The sequence below is a fragment of the Microbacterium sp. Kw_RZR3 genome (assembly GCF_029222405.1).
Classification (GTDB): domain Bacteria; phylum Actinomycetota; class Actinomycetes; order Actinomycetales; family Microbacteriaceae; genus Microbacterium.
In genome coordinates this window covers 20,999-39,267 of sequence record NZ_JARHXC010000271.1, presented here as the reverse complement: position 1 = coordinate 39,267, position 18,269 = coordinate 20,999, and the positions used below count along the sequence as shown (strand labels likewise).

Sequence of the window (18,269 nt, the reverse complement as noted above, 5' to 3'; positions counted from 1 at the left end):
AGCCTTGGGCGGCCGTCTGGCGGCGACGGCGCACGACGGCTCCGACACCCACTGCGGCACCCGTGGCGACGAGCGCGCCACCCGCGATCCACAGGCCGGCGGTGGCACCGCCGTCGATACCGGTCTTGGCCAGCCCCGCCGATGCCGGCGGAGTCGTCGGGGTCGGGCTCGCCTTCGCGACCAGCACCTGGGCGTGCAGCACGGTGCCGCTCGTCGCGCCCGTGAACGTCAGGTTGTACGTGCCGGTCGCACTGGAGGGGAACGTGATCCGGACGTTGAGCTTTCCGGCGTTCGCGCTGGTGTGCAGACTCGAGTTCGTCTCGACCGCGGTCTTCACCACGCCGAGCGTCGCGCCCGAGGCGCTTTCGCCGGTGATGGAGATCAGCACGTCTTCGTTGCCCGTGAACGGGGTGCCGGGCGTGGTGAAGGTCGAGGACTCGCCCGGAGCGATCGTGCTCGGCGTCACGACGACGGCGGACGGATCGACGTAAGCGTTGGCGGCGGTCGGCGCCAACAACACGGCTGCGGCCAGCGAGACCGCAGCGGCAGCGCGGAGGATCGTGTTCTTCATGGTGGGTCCCATCTCGGTGGCACGGTGGCCGGGTGGAAGTCGAAGAGCGATCCGCTCGACCTCTGCCGGTGAGGATCGCCCCAGACGGCAGTCTCTCGAAGGACGTGATCGGGGTGCCGTCTTATCGCGGCGGATTCACGAGGGAAGGCCGTGGACTTCACCAGGGCGGGCGGGGGTGCCCGTGGTGACTCGTCCTTCCGTGATCAGCTCGACCCGCAGCCGGCGGCTCCGTGCCCGATAGACGGACTCGAGATCGTCGGTGTCACAACGGCAGCGAGATGCGGCGTCCACGACGCGGAGACCCGTACGTCGAGATGCGCTTGTTCGCCGGGAGCCAGCTGAACGGACCACTTCAGAACGGGGCGTCCCTCTAAGGTTCCCCCGGCGAAGCCCGGCGGTATGCCGTCCGACGTCGAAGCGTATCCCTCGAGCCTTCCCTCGACGGGCAGAACGACGTACACGCCCGTGAGCGCCTCGCCGACCGGCACTCCGTACTCGCCGCCTCCCGTCACATATGAGGGGAGGGAGGCCGGATCCGGGGCGTCGTTGCGCAGCGTGACGCTCAACACCGCCGAGCCCTGTCCGCACCGCGCGACGTCGACGCTCGGGTGCAGGTAGGAGTCCATCTTCGAGCCCGTGCCGTCGTTGAGGTAGACCCCGAACGTGGTCTGATCCGTGGCGTCATGCGGCAGCGTGCCCTGCAGCGTCGTTCCGTCGAGGACCGCCTGCTCGTCGGCATCCGCGCTCCAGAGCATCAGTCGGCCCTCGGAGCCCGCTTCGCTCAGGGCGGCGAGAAGGAGCTCGGGATCGGCGCGTCCCTCGGCGAGAGCCGAGAAGACGGCCGCGGTCGCCGCGCGGAAGAACTCGTCCTGACGAGCGGGATCGGGGTATCGCCGGTAGACCTCCTGCAGCAGCAGCGGCACTGCATTGTCGGACGTGAGCTGATCGCCGGTCGGCAACGTGACCGGACCCGTCGCCTTCAGGACGTAGCCGAGGGTGACGGGGTCGAGGGTGATGACGCCGTCGACGGTCCGCCCGCGCAGGCGTTGCCACATCTCGCGGGCGATCGGTGCGCCGAGGGTGAAGTCTGGTACCTGCGTGACGTTCTGGATGTAGCGCGCCGGTCGGGTGTCGAAGAGATCCCGAACCTCGCCGGGGAGATCGACCACCGGCTCGGTTTCGATCGGGAAGTCGGATGTCGACGCCTGGTCGACGAGCGCGAAGCGCCCGTCCTGCGTGTCGACCTGCGCGACCGCGCCGACGATGCCGCCGAGCGAGCGCCATTCCGCGTTGTTCTGGAACAGGACGAGGTAGGACCGCTGTCCGTCGGCGCCCAGCATGCGCGGAAGCAGCAGGGTTGCTCGATGAAGAGCGTCCGACGCTGTCGCGGCGCTGCCGACGAGCTCTCGTGCGCGGGTGACGCCGTCTCGAAGCGGGCCGAGCAGGGGCGCCGTGTCGACGCTGGACAGTTCGTCCGCCGCGGCGCGAAGGTGCGTCGCGGCGGCCCCGGCCTCGGGCTCGAGCGACGCGATGACGGCCGTGTCGAACGCACCCTCCCGGGGGCGCAGGGCGTCCCCGGAGAGAGCGGATGCCGCGGACGAGAGCGGTGCGAGACCCTCGGAGACGGCGGTGTCCAGCGCCGCGGAGGACACGGCGAGAGCCCTGAGCTGCGGCCCGATCCACGGAAGCAGTTCCGCCCACGACCACACGGGGTCGCTCGTCAGGGCGTGGGCGGCGGAGGTGTCGTGCTGAGCGGCATCGAGTGCCGCCGCGATGGTCGGAGGGTCGTCCCAGTTGGCCTCGGCGGTCTCGAGCGTTTGGCGCGCAGACGCGAGGTGAGCGACGGCCAAGCCCCCGCGCACACCGACCCACGCCGTCGCGAAGAGCCCGACGACGAGAACGGCCCCGAGGCTCCAGGCGAAGACGCGTTCTGCCCGAGCCGCCGGCCGACGATCATGAGTACCGATCACCCACGAACAATAGGACGCCCTCGAGCGGGCGTCAGAGGCCCGGGTGGTGCGCCTCACCCTAGAATTGACCCCGACGGGGGAGGGCGCATGCGGAACCGGGCGCGTGGTGGTCGTGTCGTGCTGGGCACGGTCGGTGTGGCGATGACGTTCGCCGTCGCCGGGTGCGGAGCGCCGCCGTGGGCGCAGGGCGGCAACGCCGCGTCAGCGTCTCCGTCGCCGACGCAGGTCTCCACGCCGGCGCCCCAGCCGGTGTCCAACGACCTCTCCAGCGGCTCAACGCAGAAGACCGTCACGGCCGGGGCCGTCTCGGCGACGGTGAACTACTGGTCCACGCTGTCGATGGACAAGTGGACCCCGACCGCGTTGAAGCCGGTGAGCCTGTCGATGGTCACGACGGTGACGCCGGACGACGGCCAGAAGGTCTACCTGCAACGCGCGACGATGACCGCGGTCCCGGGGAACGAGACCCAGTCCTTCGCGCCGCTCGCCGCGCAGACCGACCAGTCGAACGCACCCGGCTACCTCGTGCTCTCGCCCTACAGCTATTCGCAGACGTTCAACGTCGGCGAGGTCCCCGCCGACGCCACATTTGTCACCCTGCAATTCACCTACGAGTACCTCGTGCAGGCGACGCCCACGTCGGACGAGTACGCTAAGCAGACGGCCAGCGACGCGCTCACCGTGGCGATCGCGGGCGGGGGATCCGCCGGCTGATTCAGAGCCGCACGCGTTCCCACCGGTCTCCGCCGAGACGCTGAGCCGTCGACGCCGCCGTGTCCGCCTGCTCGACGAGCGTATCGAAGTCGTAACCTGCGGCTTCCGCGGGTACCCACCCGACGCTGGCCGAGAGCTGGACGGCGATCCACGACGTGGCATCCATCTCGGTGAATCGGCGGAGCACCGTTCGCACGTACTCTCGGACCACGGTGTCGGGGCGCGCCACGACGACCACGAGATGACCGCTCGCCCTGCGTCCGATGTCGGCTTCGGCGGGAAACACCTCGGTGATGAGCGACTCGAACGCCGAGATGATGTGCGCCCAGTTGTTGTCGCCCGCCGCACTGCGCAGGTGAGCCGGATCGTCCACCTGGATCGAGAGCGCCACCCAGCCGGGCTCGGCTGCATCGCCCGCACGTCGCAGACGATCGGATGCCGTGACGGCGAACTGCGGCCACGCGGTCGCCGTGAGCGAGTACCCGGGGGAGACCGACGTGAAATAGAGCAGGCTGACGGTCGCGCACACGAGGTAGATGAGCATCGCGAGCCCGTTCAGCAGGCGCGGAAGCTGGAGGTCACCGATCGCTGCCGGAGCCGCGATCGCCGAGACCACGCTCGCCAGGGCGAGGACGACGAACCCAGCCGAGACGACGAGGAGAGGGAGCATGAGACGCTCGCGTCCGTCGGGGGAGCGCCTCAACTCGAGGATCGTCAGCCCCGCGAACACGGCGGCGGCGAGGAACGCCAGACGGAACGCGAGGCCGTATGCGGCGGCATCCTGTGCGAAAAGGAAAAGCACGGCCGAGCACACTCCCTGCAGCGCACCCACCCACGGCAGGGCCCGCCCGCCCCGCCGCGCCCGGAAGCCCGACCAGATGAGCGCCGGCGCGCCGAGCATCAACCCCAGCCCCACACGGCGGAGTGACTCGTCGCCGACCGCGACGCCGACGACCGATGTCCAGGTGCTGCTCATCGCGAGCAGGAATGCCAGGGACCAGAGCAAGGCCGCGCGGGAAGGGCGGGGGAGGAAACCCAGGCTGACGATCATGATCGACGCGAGGGTGGTGACCGTCGCCTGCGCGAGGCTGAGATTCGCGAGGGTCTCGACGGCCGTCACTCCTCGCGATCCTTCAGCGGGATCGGGAGGACGACCGTCACCGTGGTGCCGGATCCGAGTTCGCTTTCCAGTGACACGGTGCCTCCGTTCTCTTCGACGATCCCTCGGACGATCCCCATCCCCAGGCCCGTCCCCGGCGTCGAACTGTCCCGGGCCGCGCGTGAGCGGAAATAGGGGTCGAAGATTCGCGGCAGGTCTTCGGCCGGGATGCCGATCCCCGTGTCGGCGAATCGCAGGACGACGCTCTCGTCGCCGACCTCCGCGGAGAGGCGCACCGTGCCGCCGCCCGGGGTGTACTTGATCGCGTTGCTCAGGATGTTGTCGAAAGCCTGCCGGAGCCGGAACGCATCGCCGACCACTTCGGCGGTGTCGGGAAGATCGTCGATGATGCTGACTCTGCGCGACGCGGCGGCCGGGCGGAAGGATTCCAGCGACGACGCGATGATGCGCATGGCATCCGCGGTCTTCGGCGTGTCCTTCTCGCGGAAGACACCTCGCGAGTTCGCCAGGATCTCGGAGATCAACTTCTGCATTCGTTCCCCGGCGCCGGCGATGACCTCGAGTTGCTCCCGCACCTTCGGCGAGAGATCAGGGTCGTCGAGAGCCAGATCGGCGTGGCCGATGATCGCGGTCAGCGGGTTGCGCAACTCGTGCGACACCGTCGCGGCCAGTCGTTCGCGTGCGCGCTCGGCTTCGATGAGAGCGGTGATGTCGTGGACGATCAGAAGCGTGCTCTCCGGCTCGTCGGACGAGACGAGGCGTCGGGTGGAAGCGGACAGGGCGTGCCACGCTCCGTCTGCGTCGAACAGCCAGACCCGCTCGTCGTCGAACTGCTCGCCTCGAGCTGCGCGAGCGAACGGGCGCTCCGACTCGCTCAGCGGCTCGCCGCGCAGGGTCGCGTACTCCACGGCGCTGCCGGGGCGCTGCGGCTCGTCGCGATCGATGCCGTACAACGACAGGTAGGTGTCGTTGAGGGCGAGGACCTCGCCGTCCGCCGACATGCGCGCAATGCCCGTGTCGAGCCCGTTGAGCACCTGCGAGACGCGCCTCTCCTGACCCGTCACGCGTTGCAGGGTGCCCTGCAATCGACTGGCTTGGCGTCGCAAGAGCTGTTTGAACGCGCGGGTCTGCCTCGACGAGAGATAGGCCGTGATTCCGATGAACGTCAGTGACAGGAGGACGACGATGAGCCGGAGAGCGGTGGCCGGTCCGGACCCGTTCGCGGCGGCGTCGACCACGATGATGACGCCGACGGTCGCGAGAGTCGAGATCAACAGGGTCACGGCGAAATGGGTCGCGATCCACGTGATGGGGAACACCCAGAAGAACCCGAAACGCAGATCCGTGCCGAAGCTCAGCAGCCCGATGCCGATGATGTCGCCGAACGGGATGATGGCCACCGCGCTTCGCGGGAGGCGGTGCCAGGGGACGATGATGGCGACCGCGGTCAGGGCGATGACGACGCCGACGCCCGTCGAGAACGTCCAGACGGCGAAGAGGGACGGCTCCAGCGCCTGAGTGAGCAGCACGGTGATCACCACGCTGGCTCCGAGAACGAGCTGCAGGAGCCAGACGGAACGCGTCCTACTGCTGGGAGTGGACCCCTCGTCGAGCTCCAGCGCCCGGATCGGTGCTGCCGATCCGACGCTCCTTCCCGCTGACATGTCTTCGAGTGTATCGACGGTGGTGTAGTCTTCTGCGCGCCATCCTGTCTCTGCTCGCCGTTTGTGCCCACCGGGGCACGTCGTCCGGTCAGACTCCCCCTGAGGCCTGCATCCCGCAGTGTGATGGTCGTTTATCGACCTTTGCGCGCCAGCGCCCTCCCTCAGGAGACACCCGTGACCTCGACCTCTCGCCGACGCGCTCTGCGCGTGCTCGCGATCACTTCCGCGCTCGTCGTCGGACCGATCACCCTCAGTGGGTGCACTCAGGTCATCGACGCGTTCAACGCCTTCCAGGGCCACTCGTCGACGAATCAGTCGGTGGTCGTGCCGACGACCGCCCCGCAAGCGGCGTCGACCAGCATGCCGTTCGACTCGCGCTTCACCTACGACGGCTCGGTGACCCTGTCGTCCGAGGTTGAAGATGGTCTGGAGCTCCGGCTGGACGTCTGGGCCGTGGACCCCAAGCGCACGATGGAGTGGACACCCACCAACGAGAAGCAGCTCGGCTTCGCGGTCAACGTCTACGATCACCGCGTCGATGAGAAGGCCGTGCTGACGCAGAAGCGCCGCGTCTACCTCTCCTCGGTCTCGATCACGTCGCAGACCGCCCAGACCGGGGGACAGGTGTCGAACCCGTTCCAGTTCAGCGCCGATCCGCGCACCCTCGTGCCGTCGGACACGCTTCGATCCGACCGCGGACTGCTCCTCAACAGCTTCCAGGGCGGGCTGCTGGTGCCCACCACCTCGATCCGCCAACTACCGAACGACACGTACGGGATCACTCTCGAGTTCGCGCTGAGCGTCGCGGTCGAGGGAACGGCCAACACGGACGCGTCGTTCAGCCAGCAGACCGTCTACCAATACCTCCCCATCGCGATCTATCCCGTCGACAGCACCCAGACGACGCCGCAGAGCACCACCACCGACACCAACGGACGCGCGCCCGGATGGGGTCAGACGACCGATCAGGGCTGACCCGGCCTCGACGCTCGTTCGGCACGGCGCCCTCCCTGCCATGCTCCCCCGATGTCAGTGGGGGAGAGGCTGGCGCGGTCGGAGGCGGCGGCTCTCCATGAGCATCGAGACCCCGTCGACATCACCGACCCGGTGATGCTCGAAGAAGAGATCGGGGGTGTCGTCGTACCCGATCAGCGGCATCGCCGTGGCGAACGCGTCGCGGACGGACTGCTCGACCCGAGCGACCTCCGCGCTCGCCGGGAGGAGGAAGAAGACGGTGTCGCGCGCGGGCACCCCCGCGCCGACCGCGGACAGCGTCTCGCGGGCGGCATCCACGAGGGCGGTGAGCATCTGCTCGGCGCGCTCGTTGCTGTGGGCGGCCCGTATGAGGTCGATTTCGGGAATGCGCACGACGACCACGTCGATGGCCGAATGTTCTTCCAACAGATCGTGGGCCTCGCGTCGAAGTGCCCCGCGGTCGTGCGCTCGCGTCCCGGGGGCAGGGTCGTCGTCGAGTTGCCGGCCCATTTGGAGGGTGGCGATGGTGGCGGCGCAGATGGTGAGCGCACTCACGACCGAGGTGAGCTCTGCGGAACTGACCTTCTCCCAGAGCGGTGAGTTGATCCCCGTCGCCCCGGCGACGACCAGGCGGCTCGCGTTGTACGCGGCGAAGACCGCGAGGGATCCGGCGAGAAGGGATGTCCCGCGGATCGCGCTGATCGGTGCGCGGCGCGCCTCCATCGCGGCCAGAGTGCTGAAGGCGGCGATGCCGAAGGTCTTCCAGAGGATGGCGTCGTCGAGCGGCATGACGTACGTCACGCCGAGCATGAGAATGGCGCCGGCGCCCGCGGTGATCGCACCGATCGCGGGTCGGGCGTTGAGGCGTCGGAGTCCCGCCCACGCCAGCGCCGGGGCGAAGACGTTCGTGGCGTTACCCACGGCGGCGGCGAACGTGCCACCGCCCATCTCCTCGAGGACGTTCAGGAAAGCGCACGCGAGCGCGGCCAGTGCGGCGATCCCGAAGTAGCGCACCAGCTCGGCACGCGGCCCTCCGCGATCGTCTCCGTGACGGCCGTGGGCAAGGAAGAGCACGGTCACGGAGAGAGCGGCGGCGGCGATGGCGGCGATGAGGTCGAGGACAGCCATCGGCGGGCGCTTTCTGCTCCTGCTCCCCTGAGCGGATCTTGAGGGAATCTTGCGGGGACGATGCCGGATCCCGGCTGGCGTCTTGCGGTGAACCTACCAGAGTGGGACATGGCCGACACGCCACCCCTCCGAAACGGAAAGACACCGCCATGACCGATGCGCGCAGCTTCGCCCCTCACACCAAGGCACTCGCCTACACGTCCGACGACGTGAACGGCGGGGCGGCCTCGGAGCACGGCTTCGCCGACGACTTCGCGGCGGTGCTCGAGAACACCTCGGTCCACCGCTCGACGATCGGCTGTGTCATCCCCGCGTACAACGAGGAGGAGTCGATCGCCGCCGTGATCGAGGCGCTTCTCGGTCAGACCCGCGTGCCCGATGTCATCCATGTCGTGGTGAACAACACGTCCGACAACACCGTCAAGATCGCCTCCGAATACAGCGGCCCGCACGAGGTCGTCACCGATCTCGGCGAGCAGTTCACCGAGGTGTTCGTCCACGACATCGGCAAGAACCCCGACAAGAAGGTCGGTGCGCTCAACTACGGGTACTCGCTCGTCGAGGGCTATGACTACCTCCTGGGCGTCGACGGCGACACCATCGCCGACAGCAAAGCCGTCGAGTACCTCGAGACCGAGGCCGTCTCCGACTCCCGCATCGGTGGTATCTCGGCGATCTACACGATCGACGACCGCCCCATCAAGGGAGTGGTGGCCAAGTTCCTCACCGCCGGGCAGCGCACGCAGTTCGCGGCCTTCAACCTGCAGAACATGCTCCGTGGACGCAACATGGCCGTGCTCGGCGGGCAGTTCTCGATCTTCTCGACCAACGCGCTCCGCGACGCGATGAAGCAGAACCACCAGGTCACCCCGTGGGTCAAGGACTCGGAGGTCGAGGACTCGCTCCTCTCGCTGCAGATCAAGAGCGCCGGCTACCTGACCAAGATCAGCCCGTACGCCCGCGCCGACGTGGGTGGCATGACCACGCTCTCCGGGTACGACGCCCAGCAGGTGAAGTGGACGTACGGCGCGATCGAGCTGATGTGGCCTGGCCAGCGCGGTGACACCAAGGGCCAGCCCTTCCACCCCAACCTGCGCCTGCGGTGGTTCGAGAACTTCGGCATGCTGACGAACCTGTTCGTCCGCGTCGCGTTCCTCACCCTGCTCGCGGGATCGCTCTCGATCGGCGCGTTCGTCTTCTCGCCGCTGTGGCTCATCCCGCCCGTGATCGCCATGCTGCTGAACCTGCGCATCGCCCGCACGATGAAGGCCGTCAACCGTCGGGACATCCTGTTCGCCGTGCTCTTCTTCCCGGCCGAGATCTTCATGTGGATTCGCATCAGCCACTTCGTCCGCTCGTGGACGCGCTTCCTGTCCCGCAAGAAGGTCGACAACTGGGCGATGCAGGCCAAGGCCGAACGCGGTGGCGGACTCGGCCACTGGGCCCCGATGGTCGTGCTCCTCGCCGTCGCCGTCGCGCTCGCCGTGATCTGGGTCATGGTCGGCCCCATGGTGCAGTCGTCGATCCTGTGGATCGGGTGGCCGATCGTCGGTGTCGTCACCGTTCTGCAGACCCTCCTGATGTTCTCCAAGCTCGTCCGTCGTCACCACGGCTTCAAGGTGTGACGGACACCCGATCTGATCGCGACCCGAACGCGTCAGAAAACACGGATGCCTCGGCCCTGGGGAGGGTCGAGGCATCCGTTGTATCCGTCGGAGGGGCGAAGGATCAGGGAGCGGCCATCAACTCGGACGTGAGGCGATACCCCACCCCGCGGACCGTTTCGATGTAGCGCGGGTTCGCGGGGTTGTCGCCGAGCTTGCGACGGAGGTTGGTCATGTGCGCCTCGATCGCCCGCTTGTCGGCCTCACCGACGAAGTAGCTGGTCACGTAGGACTCGCCTCGGAGAACCAGCGTGAGGTCGGCCTTGCTCCGCACGCGTCGCTTCGACTCCATGAGCGTCGCCAGGAGGTCGAACTCGGTGCGCGTCAGCTCCAGTTCGTCGCCGCCGACGAGCACGATCCGGCTGTCGGGGTCGAGCTGGAGGTCGCGGTGCACGATCCAGGGGCCGCCGCCAGGGGTGACGGCGTTGTTCGATCGGGCGACGACGTCGGACGACGGGCGCGTCGCGAGTTCCGCGCCGGCGTGTTCCCGGGGCTCCGGGCCCTGGGATGAGGGAACGACGACGGGGACGCTCGTCGCGGCGGGTGGGGGAGCCGTCGGCGGGACGGCAGCGGGTGCCTGCTGTTCGGCCGGGCGTGCAGCCGGGAAGGACGGGCCCACGCTGTCCTGTCGCGGGGCGGCACCAGCGGTCCCGCCGGCGCGGGGCCGGCGCAGAAGCGCCTCGATGCGCGCGCGCAGCTCGCGCGGTCGGAACGGTTTCACGACGTACTCGTCGGCACCGGCGCCGAGTCCGAGGACGACGTCGGCCTCCTCCTCGAGCCCGGTCAGCATGATGATGTACGTGTCGCTCTGCGCCCGGATCCGTCGCGCGGCTTCGAAGCCGTCGATGCCCGGCATGTTGACGTCGAGAGTGGTGATGAGGGGCTGATAGGCGATGACGGCGCGAACCCCGTCGATGCCGTTGCCGACGGAGACCGTCGAGAAACCGGCCGCTTCCAAGACCTCGACGAGGAGATGACGGATATCCGGATCGTCTTCCACGATCACGGCCGTCTTCAGCATCTCCGTGCTGTCGCTCATCGCACCCACTCTTCTGGTTCGCACGAAAACGTGCCCGCGTTCTCCCCCGAGACGCGGCGGCCACACGGACCGAGCCACATCTTTACACACTTTCGCGAACCCCTGGGCGGCGCGGGGACTGTTCGACGCGTGGTGTCAGCGGCTCTCGCGCGTGAGTTCGACCGCGGCGGCGGGCCACCAGGTTCCCGCGGGAGGTCCTCCGTTGCACTCGCCGTCGCTTTCGCCGGGGGGCTTGATCCACAGCGTCGTGTCGACGACTCCGTCGCCGAAGGAGCCGCCTGCCGGCCCGACGAGCCGTCCGGCAGGGTTGCACCACTCGGAACCGGCCGGGCCGGCACCGTTGCGCGACGTGTCGATCACCGCGTGCGTCCCCCCGAGTCGCTCGGACAGGGCGTGCGCATAGGCGAACTCCGCCGCGGTGTCCTGGTAATTCGACACGTTCAGCGCCACCCCGCGCACGTCGCCGATGAGGCCCGTGGCCGAGATCAGCGAGGCCATCTCGTCGACCGGATGCCACGCGGAGTGGCCGCCATCGAGGTAAATCCACGTGTTCGTCCCGCGGACGTTCTCGAGGGCGGTCTTGAGGTAGCCCGCGCGATCCGCGGGAGAACCGCACGAGGACGACAACGCGATGCTGTCGGGCTCGAGGATCACGATCTTCTGCACGTCGGGTGCGTTGCGAAGCGCATCGCCGATCCGCGCGGTCCAGTCGCGGTAGGAGTCGGGGTCCAGTCCACCGGCCGAGTGATTCCCGCAGTCGCGGTCCGGCAGCCCATAGACGGCGACGGAGAGGGCGGCATCCTGATCCCGAGCCTCGGAGGCGAGATGAGCGACGCGGTCCCAGACCTCGTCGACGGGGTCGATCTCGGGGGTCAGCCAATATGTCGTGGGCTGAGCGGCGAGCCACGTCGCGGCGGCGGCTTCGTCGGGCGTGGCCGAGGCATCGCCGGCGGCTTTCGCGGCCTTCGATTCGTCCGGAGCGACGATGCGGGTGTCGACGGCGGGCGGACGGGCGGCGAGGGTCTGGAAAAGCGAGGACACCAGGTTCCCGACGACGGCTATCGCGGCGATGAGCGCGACGACGAGCACCACGGCACCCACCAGGAAAACGACCCGAGGAATGCGACGGCGCTGCCGGCTCGGACGATGCGCTCTCCCCACGCACTGGACTCTATCCGAGCGTGGGTTGATCGAGGGCGTTGTTCCTTCTCGGGTAATTAATCGAACGCCGCCATGTAATCTGTTTTCGTGGGAAAACTGGTTTACAACGCGCTGGGTCATTCCTTCGATATCGAGGACAGAACGCTTTCCCACTTGCGCATGGTGTTCATGAACAAGCTGCGCCGCGGAGAACCCTTCATGTTCCATTTCCCGGTCGGGGACGGAAGCGGGACGCGGACGCTCTGGATCCACCCGTCGATCCCCCTCGTCTTCCACTTCTACGGCAGCCGACCGCCGCAGCTGAACCGCCGCTGGATCGATGAGCTCATGCACGAAGCGAGCTCGGCGAACGGCCTGACCGTGATCGCCGAACCGGAGCCGGATTCGCCCGAGGCTCGCCCCGCTTAGTGCTTCAGCGGCATTCGGCGTCGACGACCTCGCGCACCTGGTCGAGGAAGGTCGCGAGGTGGCCGGCCGCGTCAGCGGGGAGGGTGAGGGCGAACTCCCTGATCCGCGCGGTGACGGGATCGATGGCGTCGGCGTCGACGGATCGATCGAACGGCACGACGAACTTGCTGCGCCGGTCGTCGGGGTTCGCGATGAACCCGATCAGGCCGCCGGCGTGCAGCCGGTCGAGCATCCCTGTCACCGATGCGGTGGACACGCCGAGCGCCTGAGCGATCTCGGTCGGCGTCACCGTCTGCCCGTCGTCGGCGCGCTCGAGAATCAACCGCATGGCAGCCCGGGCGTTCTCGCTCGGGCCGCAATCGGTCTGGCGTCGACGGGCGAGGCGTGCCTCGGCCACGCGCAGACGCTCGACGGCGCGGGCGGCAACCGTCGAAGGGTCGTCGTTCTCCACGATTGTCATCGTTCTCCTGTCGCCCGGACCGCCCGATCGCACAGTCTAGTTAGGCAAACGAGAATCACGCATGCCTATGGATCTCGCGGGATAGTGGATAGTTCATTTCGGGACGTGGAAAAGTCACTCTTCGCACTAGGAGATAGTTAGGGAATCTAGTAAAATTTTTGTTACGACGAACTCCGGAAGGAGGCCCGCGATGGGCTCCTTGTTCTACGGGTCCTCCGCGGACCCCATCCAGATGCCGGACCGCGTGTTGGCGCACGTCAAAGTCGTGATCGCGACGAAGCTCCGACGGGGGGAGAGCTTTACCCTCTCGTGGCGGCATCCCGAAGGCGAGGCCGTGGGACGGAGCACGATCTGGCTCCAGCCCTCGATCCCGCTGCGTTTCGTCTTCGGCGATAGTGAGCCCGAGATGCTCGATCCGTCTCTGCTCCAGTTGTACGCCAACTCGGCGAACTCGTCCGGCGGACTGACCGTCGACATCGGTGCGACGGAACGGTCCGCCCCACTTTCCGCGTAAGTCCGGGTCAGACCGCAGCGACGGCGCGACGGCGCGCGATCAGCGACACCCACTCCCACGCCGGGCACCGCGGGACGCCCCGCGCCACGACGTGCTCCCACGCCTCGACGTATACCTCTTCGAGGAGAAGCGCGGACCGTGTTGCATTCCGCGTCAGGACCAGAAGCACGGCATGGATGCGGGGAGCGGTGAGGTCGTAGAACTCGCCGAAGGCGTCTCGGTCTCCCGCTGAGGCGCGTGTGAGGAGGGTGTCGGCATCAGCGTCATCGGTCGCCGCCGGCGGCATCTCCGTGATGGTCACGCGCTCCTCCTCTCGCTGGTGGTCACAGTCAAACGCCGTCCTGCGGGCGGAGGCCGGGGGTTGCGCGAACCGACCTCCTCGCGTAGGCGCCGGGGACGGTTCACCCCGCCGCGCGCCCGCCCGTCAAGCCCGCGTTCGACGTGAGCGGCGGAGCCTACGGTGAGGTCATGAAATCGCTCGTACGGTGGACGCTCGCAGCGGCCATGATCTTCGCCGGCGTCTCGCACCTGACGTTCGCGCGTCGCGACTTCCAGGCCCAGGTGCCCGACGCTCTCGTGGAACGGCTTCCCCTCGATCGCGACCTGGTGGTCGTGGCATCCGGAGTCGTCGAAGCGGGCTTCGGTCTCGCCCTGATCGCTCTTCCGCGGGAACGTCGGCGGATCGGCGCGGCTCTTGCGGCCTTCTTCATCGCGATCTTCCCCGGGAACGTCGATCAGTGGCGCAAGCGGCGCTCGGCCTTCGGGCTCGACACGGACCGCAAGCGCTTCACGCGTCTGTTCTTCCAGCCCGCGCTCGTGGCCGCGGCGTGGTGGTCTACGCGCTGACATACGTATGAAGTCCGTCGTGAGCATCGAGCTCACCTTCGACGAATCATCGGATGCCGCGGTGCGACGCGAGTGGGACGCCCTGCTCGCGGCCGGCTTGCCCAGTCAGGCGCAGCACACGGGCGCGAGCAATCGCCCGCACGTGACGATGCTGGTGCGCTCCTCCCTGAACGAGATCGACGGTTCGACGTTCGAGGACGGGCTGCCCCTGGGCCTGACGCTCGGGGCTCCCGTGCTTTTCGGCCTGGGACGGAGCCGAGTGCTCGCCCGTTCGGTCGTTCCGTCGGCGGCCCTGCTGCGCCTGCATGCCGCCATCCACGCCGAGGCGGGATCGATCGGCGAGGGCGATCACACCGCTCCGGGCGCATGGACGCCCCACGTCACTCTCGCGCGCCGCGTTCCTCTCGAGCATCTCTCCGAGGCGTTGACCGTCGTGGCCGCAGCCGGTGGCGGCGAGCTGTCCGTGCGGGCGACGTGCCTGCGGCGCTGGGATGCCGCTGACCGCACCATTACCCACATAGCCGGACGTGGCACCCTGGAACCGTGCTGACCGACGATGCGCTCTCCTTCCTCCGCGAGTATCACCTCGCGACGCTGTCGACCGTGGGGCGACGGGGGAGGATCCACGCCGTGCCCGTCGGGTTCACCTACGAGGACGGCGTGGTGCGCATCATCGGATCCCGTGGGACGCAGAAGTTCGTCAACGCCGAGCGCAGCGGGCGCGCGGCGGTGTGCTCCGTCGACGGGGCTCGATGGATCAGCTTCGAGGGTCCGGCACGCGTCACCGACGACCCCGAGGCGGTCGCACACGCCGTCGAGCTGTACGCGGCGCGTTACCGCCAGCCGCGCGTCAATCCCGAGCGCGTCGTGCTCGAGATGACCGTCGAGCGCGTCCTCGGCTCTCAGCCGTTCCGCGCCTGAGCGGCGTACCCTGGAGACATGTCCCCCGTCTCCTCGTCGATGCCCTTCGGGCGTGAGGGGGTCGTCGGCGTGCAGAACGCCGGCGGCAGAGGCGCCGATCGCGCCGTTTCTCTCGCCGGCTGACCGGCGCCGGCGCGGGCCCGAGCTCTCGGGTCGCGCCCTTCCGGCCTCTCGCCCTCCGGGCGCGGGTCTCCGCTCGCGCGCGGCACTGCTGCGCGCGGCATTCTGCTGCGCGGTCGATGGCCGCGCAGCCCGATGACGGGATTCCTTCATGCACGCTCTCACCCCTGCCTCCGTACGCTCCTCGTTCGTCAATGTCTCGACGCGCGAACGCAGCGCCCTGGTCATCCCCACCGATCTCGACGGGAACGACTGGGACCGCCTGGACTACTTCGGTTGGCGCGACCCCAAGGCGCCCCTGCTCGGCTTCGTCGTCGCCGAGATCGACGACAAGCCGGTCGGTCTGCAACTCCGCCAGGCCGAGCAGCCGACACGATCGCGTCCCCAGTGCTCCTGGTGCGCGGACGTGACGCTGCCGAACGACGTCGTCTTCTTCTCCGCGCGGCGCGCGGGTAAGGCGGGCCGCGCGGGAAACACCGTGGGCACCCTGCTCTGCGCGAACTTCGAATGCTCGCGGAACGTCCGGCGTCTCGATCCTCCGGCGTACCTCGGGCACGATGCGGCGGCCGCGCGGGATCGGCGCATCGAGGGTCTGCGCGCGCATGTCGACAGTTTCTTCCGCGACCTGCGCGACGGAGCCTGACGACACCGATGCCCCGCCGTTCCGCACGATCGGGCGGCGGGGATGCGGGCAGGACGGTGAGCGCGTGCGCACCCGCGTCCACGACATCGCTCGCTCCGGCAACCGCCCCGCGCTCCGACGGGCGTCGAAGTCCTCCGGGAGCCGAGGCATTGCCTGTTGTGCGGGATGCCACGATCCCGGGCGATGTGTTCCAGGGCGTGCTCGTCACGGACGGCCTTCCCGTCCGCGCCGCTCTCGCGGTAATCTTCAGTGTCTCCCCCGGGCATCCATTCGCAATACTCGACGCCTGAGGGGAGAGCGTTGGTCGACGTGTCCTTCGGCGAGCAACCGGGGAGGGCATCGGGGGTGCCCAAGAACCATGCCGCTCTCGCCGCGGCACCTGCCGCTCTCGTCGAGGGAGGGTATTCCTTGGCGACCATCTCACGGCTGGTCCGCGTTCAGCAGCGGCGTCTGCCGCAGTGGGGGGACGATGCCCCTGTCGCAGATGCACCCGCGGTGAGGGAGCAGCGATGAGTGAAGACCTCGACTCCGACCGTCTCGACGAGGTCCTCCGTGCGCTCGCCGATCGAGTCAGGCTCCTCCGCGGAGGTCGAGGAATGTCGCTGAGCGACCTCGCCTTCGAGTCAGCACTCTCGGAGAGTCGACTGCGCGCCGTCGAGTCGGGCCGCGCCGCACCCTCGCTGGCCACGCTCGTAGCGATCGCCGACACCTTCGAGATCGGTCTCGCCGACCTGTTCGAAGACGCGACGAAGACGGCGAGCAACGGTGCGGATGCCGAGCCCCTGAGCCCGTACGTCGTGCCGAGCCCCGTCGTGTGGGGAGGAGAGATTCCCCCGGCCCCCTGGGTCACCGCTTCGGGCGACACAGCGCGTGAAGTCGAGGTGCCTGATGAGCGGCATCCGGTGAGGGGTGCATCGGACGTTCCACCGTTCCAGCCCGCGGAGAAGGTCTGGGGCGGCCCGCTTCCGCAGGCACCCTGGGTGCCGCAGGAACCGCTCGGGACGGACGAGGTCGTCGTTCCGTCGGCGCCCATGACGTCGACGCCCGCGGCAACCCACGCCCACGACTACGCGCTCGCCAACGGGATGAGAAAGAAGTCCGCCTACGTCTTCGTGGCTCCGGGTGCCTCGGCGAAACCGGCCCCCCGGACCTTCGCGGATCTGCGGACCGGCGCATTGGCCGGACGGGATTTCCGCTCGCTCCAGGAGTTCGCGGTGGCCTCCGTCGTGGAGGGCGGGTATGCGCTCGCCGACGTCGCCCGTGTGTTCCGCATCCCGCCGTGGCGGCTGGACCAGTGGGTGCGCGAGACCGGGCACACGCCGCACTGACGGATGTGCCCGGCGCCGCCGGGTCTAGAGCGCGCGGAGCTTCTCGAGAAGAGGGGCGGCGATCTCGTCGACGAACCGCTGCTGCTGCTCGTCTCCGACCTGCACGATCGCGATGTCGGTGAAGCCCGCATCGATGAACGGGCGCACGCTCTCCGCGAGCTCATCGAGGTCGGGGCCGCACGCGATCGAGTCGGCGACGTCTTCGGGGCGCACGAACTGCGAGGCCCCCGCGAAGCCGGCCGGCGTGGGAAGGTCGGCGTTCACAGCCCACCCTCCGGCGAACCAGCGGAACTGGTCGTGAGCGCGGGCGACAGCGGCATCCTTGTCCGGATCCCAGCTGATCGGGATCTGACCGATCTTACGGGACTCGCCCTCGTGGTGCTCGTCCCACCCCTTCACGATGTCGCCGTCGGGCTCGGTCGTGATGAGGTGGTCGCCCAGCGGCGCGAAGCGCTCGATCGAGTGCTCGCCCGAGACCGCGACCCCGATCGGGACCCCGCCCTCGGGGGCGTCCCAGACGCGTGCCGAATCGACGCGGAAGTACTCGCCGTCGTAGGTCACCAGATCGCCGGTGTGCAGGGCGCGGATGATCTCGATCGCTTCGACGAGCATGTCCTGACGGGCGTGCACCGCGGGCCATCCCTCTCCCACCACGTGCTCGTTGAGGTTCTCGCCAGACCCCAGCCCGAGGGTGAATCGCCCCTCGGAGAGCAGCTGCAGCGTGGCCGCCTTCTGCGCCACGACAGCGGGGTGGTATCTCACCGTCGGGCAGGTGACGTAGGTCATCAACTCCACGTTCGAGGTCGCGTGCGCGACCGCTCCGAGGACCGTCCAGGCGTAGGGCGCGTGGCCTTGGCTGGTGAGCCAGGGGGAGTAGTGGTCGCTGGAGACCAGGAAGTCGTAGCCCGCGCGCTCGGCGCCGACGGCGTAATCGACGAGCGCCCGGGGGCCGCTCTGCTCGGTCATGAGGGTGTACCCGAATCGCGTCATGCGGGCCACGGTAGGCCGCACGCGTATGGCGCT

20 protein-coding genes are annotated in these 18,269 nt (G+C 68.5%); 10 read left to right on the top strand and 10 right to left on the bottom strand.

The features are described 5' to 3' along the window. The coding region (locus P2P98_RS15205; protein ID WP_275800984.1) for a sortase at positions 1–571 on the bottom strand (571 nt) is incomplete at its 3' end. A gap of 203 nt (positions 572–774) precedes the next feature. Then, complete coding sequence (locus P2P98_RS15200) at positions 775–2,541, bottom strand: DUF4012 domain-containing protein (RefSeq protein ID WP_275800983.1); 1,767 nt, start codon at positions 2,539–2,541, stop codon at positions 775–777. Between the two features lie 87 nt (positions 2,542–2,628). On the opposite strand from P2P98_RS15200, the gene P2P98_RS15195 reads away from it, so the two are divergent. Beyond that, entirely contained in the window at positions 2,629–3,255 is a 627-nt protein-coding gene (locus P2P98_RS15195; protein ID WP_275800981.1) for a hypothetical protein, read from the top strand. A gap of 1 nt (position 3,256) precedes the next feature. Here P2P98_RS15195 and P2P98_RS15190 read toward each other — a convergent pair whose 3' ends face one another. Both P2P98_RS15190 and P2P98_RS15185 read right to left on the bottom strand, forming a co-directional pair. After that, entirely contained in the window at positions 3,257–4,375 is a 1,119-nt protein-coding gene (locus P2P98_RS15190; protein ID WP_275800980.1) for a hypothetical protein, read from the bottom strand. After that, the gene (locus tag P2P98_RS15185; RefSeq protein ID WP_081318599.1) at positions 4,372–6,039 is read right to left on the bottom strand and encodes an ATP-binding protein; all 1,668 of its coding nucleotides are present in this window, start codon (positions 6,037–6,039) and stop codon (positions 4,372–4,374) included. The genes P2P98_RS15190 and P2P98_RS15185 overlap by 4 nt, the downstream gene beginning before the upstream one ends. Positions 6,040–6,213: 174 nt before the next feature. On the opposite strand from P2P98_RS15185, the gene P2P98_RS15180 reads away from it, so the two are divergent. Then, a complete protein-coding gene (locus tag P2P98_RS15180) occupies positions 6,214–7,014 on the top strand; it encodes a fructose 1,6-bisphosphatase (protein ID WP_275800978.1) in 801 nt (266 codons plus the stop codon). Positions 7,015–7,068: 54 nt separating this feature from the next. On the opposite strand, the gene P2P98_RS15175 is transcribed toward P2P98_RS15180, so the two are convergent. Further along, a complete protein-coding gene (locus tag P2P98_RS15175; RefSeq protein ID WP_275800977.1) occupies positions 7,069–8,142 on the bottom strand; it encodes a hypothetical protein in 1,074 nt (357 codons plus the stop codon). 149 nt (positions 8,143–8,291) lie between these two features. Between P2P98_RS15175 and P2P98_RS15170 the strand changes: the two genes are divergently transcribed. Beyond that, a complete protein-coding gene (locus P2P98_RS15170; protein ID WP_058596227.1) occupies positions 8,292–9,767 on the top strand; it encodes a glycosyltransferase family 2 protein in 1,476 nt (491 codons plus the stop codon). A gap of 103 nt (positions 9,768–9,870) precedes the next feature. Here P2P98_RS15170 and P2P98_RS15165 read toward each other — a convergent pair whose 3' ends face one another. Together P2P98_RS15165 and P2P98_RS15160 are read right to left on the bottom strand one after the other, a co-directional pair. Continuing rightward, entirely contained in the window at positions 9,871–10,845 is a 975-nt protein-coding gene (locus P2P98_RS15165; RefSeq protein ID WP_275800976.1) for a response regulator transcription factor, read from the bottom strand. Between the two features lie 135 nt (positions 10,846–10,980). Next, positions 10,981–12,006 (bottom strand): glycoside hydrolase family 6 protein, encoded by a 1,026-nt coding sequence (locus P2P98_RS15160; protein WP_275800975.1) that lies wholly within the window; start codon positions 12,004–12,006, stop codon positions 10,981–10,983. Between the two features lie 87 nt (positions 12,007–12,093). Between P2P98_RS15160 and P2P98_RS15155 the strand changes: the two genes are divergently transcribed. Further along, positions 12,094–12,414, top strand: a complete 321-nt coding sequence (locus P2P98_RS15155; RefSeq protein WP_275800974.1) for an ATP-dependent DNA ligase — start codon at positions 12,094–12,096, stop codon at positions 12,412–12,414. Between the two features lie 4 nt (positions 12,415–12,418). On the opposite strand, the gene P2P98_RS15150 is transcribed toward P2P98_RS15155, so the two are convergent. Further along, positions 12,419–12,874, bottom strand: a complete 456-nt coding sequence (locus tag P2P98_RS15150; RefSeq protein ID WP_275800972.1) for a MarR family transcriptional regulator — start codon at positions 12,872–12,874, stop codon at positions 12,419–12,421. A 190-nt stretch (positions 12,875–13,064) separates the two neighbouring features. Here P2P98_RS15150 and P2P98_RS15145 point away from each other — a divergent pair, with 190 nt between their 5' ends. Then, positions 13,065–13,388 carry a hypothetical protein gene (locus P2P98_RS15145; protein WP_275800971.1) on the top strand — a complete coding sequence of 108 codons (324 nt, stop codon included), beginning with the start codon at positions 13,065–13,067 and terminating at the stop codon, positions 13,386–13,388. A gap of 7 nt (positions 13,389–13,395) precedes the next feature. Here the strand turns inward: P2P98_RS15145 and P2P98_RS15140 are convergent, their stop codons facing one another. Continuing rightward, positions 13,396–13,689, bottom strand: a complete 294-nt coding sequence (locus tag P2P98_RS15140; RefSeq protein WP_275800970.1) for a hypothetical protein — start codon at positions 13,687–13,689, stop codon at positions 13,396–13,398. 167 nt (positions 13,690–13,856) lie between these two features. Between P2P98_RS15140 and P2P98_RS15135 the strand changes: the two genes are divergently transcribed. The 5 genes from P2P98_RS15135 to P2P98_RS15115 all read left to right on the top strand — a co-directional run bounded on the left by P2P98_RS15135 (position 13,857) and on the right by P2P98_RS15115 (position 17,246). After that, complete coding sequence (locus P2P98_RS15135; RefSeq protein ID WP_275800969.1) at positions 13,857–14,234, top strand: hypothetical protein; 378 nt, start codon at positions 13,857–13,859, stop codon at positions 14,232–14,234. A 19-nt stretch (positions 14,235–14,253) separates the two neighbouring features. Continuing rightward, positions 14,254–14,784 carry a 2'-5' RNA ligase family protein gene (locus tag P2P98_RS15130; protein WP_275800968.1) on the top strand — a complete coding sequence of 177 codons (531 nt, stop codon included), beginning with the start codon at positions 14,254–14,256 and terminating at the stop codon, positions 14,782–14,784. Continuing rightward, entirely contained in the window at positions 14,778–15,155 is a 378-nt protein-coding gene (locus P2P98_RS15125; protein WP_058595137.1) for a PPOX class F420-dependent oxidoreductase, read from the top strand. Before P2P98_RS15130 ends, P2P98_RS15125 begins: the two co-directional genes overlap by 7 nt. Positions 15,156–15,426: 271 nt before the next feature. Continuing rightward, positions 15,427–15,918 carry an FBP domain-containing protein gene (locus tag P2P98_RS15120; protein WP_275800966.1) on the top strand — a complete coding sequence of 164 codons (492 nt, stop codon included), beginning with the start codon at positions 15,427–15,429 and terminating at the stop codon, positions 15,916–15,918. A 509-nt stretch (positions 15,919–16,427) separates the two neighbouring features. Beyond that, a complete protein-coding gene (locus P2P98_RS15115) occupies positions 16,428–17,246 on the top strand; it encodes a helix-turn-helix transcriptional regulator (RefSeq protein WP_275800965.1) in 819 nt (272 codons plus the stop codon). Between the two features lie 24 nt (positions 17,247–17,270). Here the strand turns inward: P2P98_RS15115 and P2P98_RS15110 are convergent, their stop codons facing one another. Further along, positions 17,271–18,236, bottom strand: a complete 966-nt coding sequence (locus P2P98_RS15110; RefSeq protein WP_275800963.1) for an LLM class F420-dependent oxidoreductase — start codon at positions 18,234–18,236, stop codon at positions 17,271–17,273. Between the last annotated feature and the right edge of the window lie 33 nt (positions 18,237–18,269).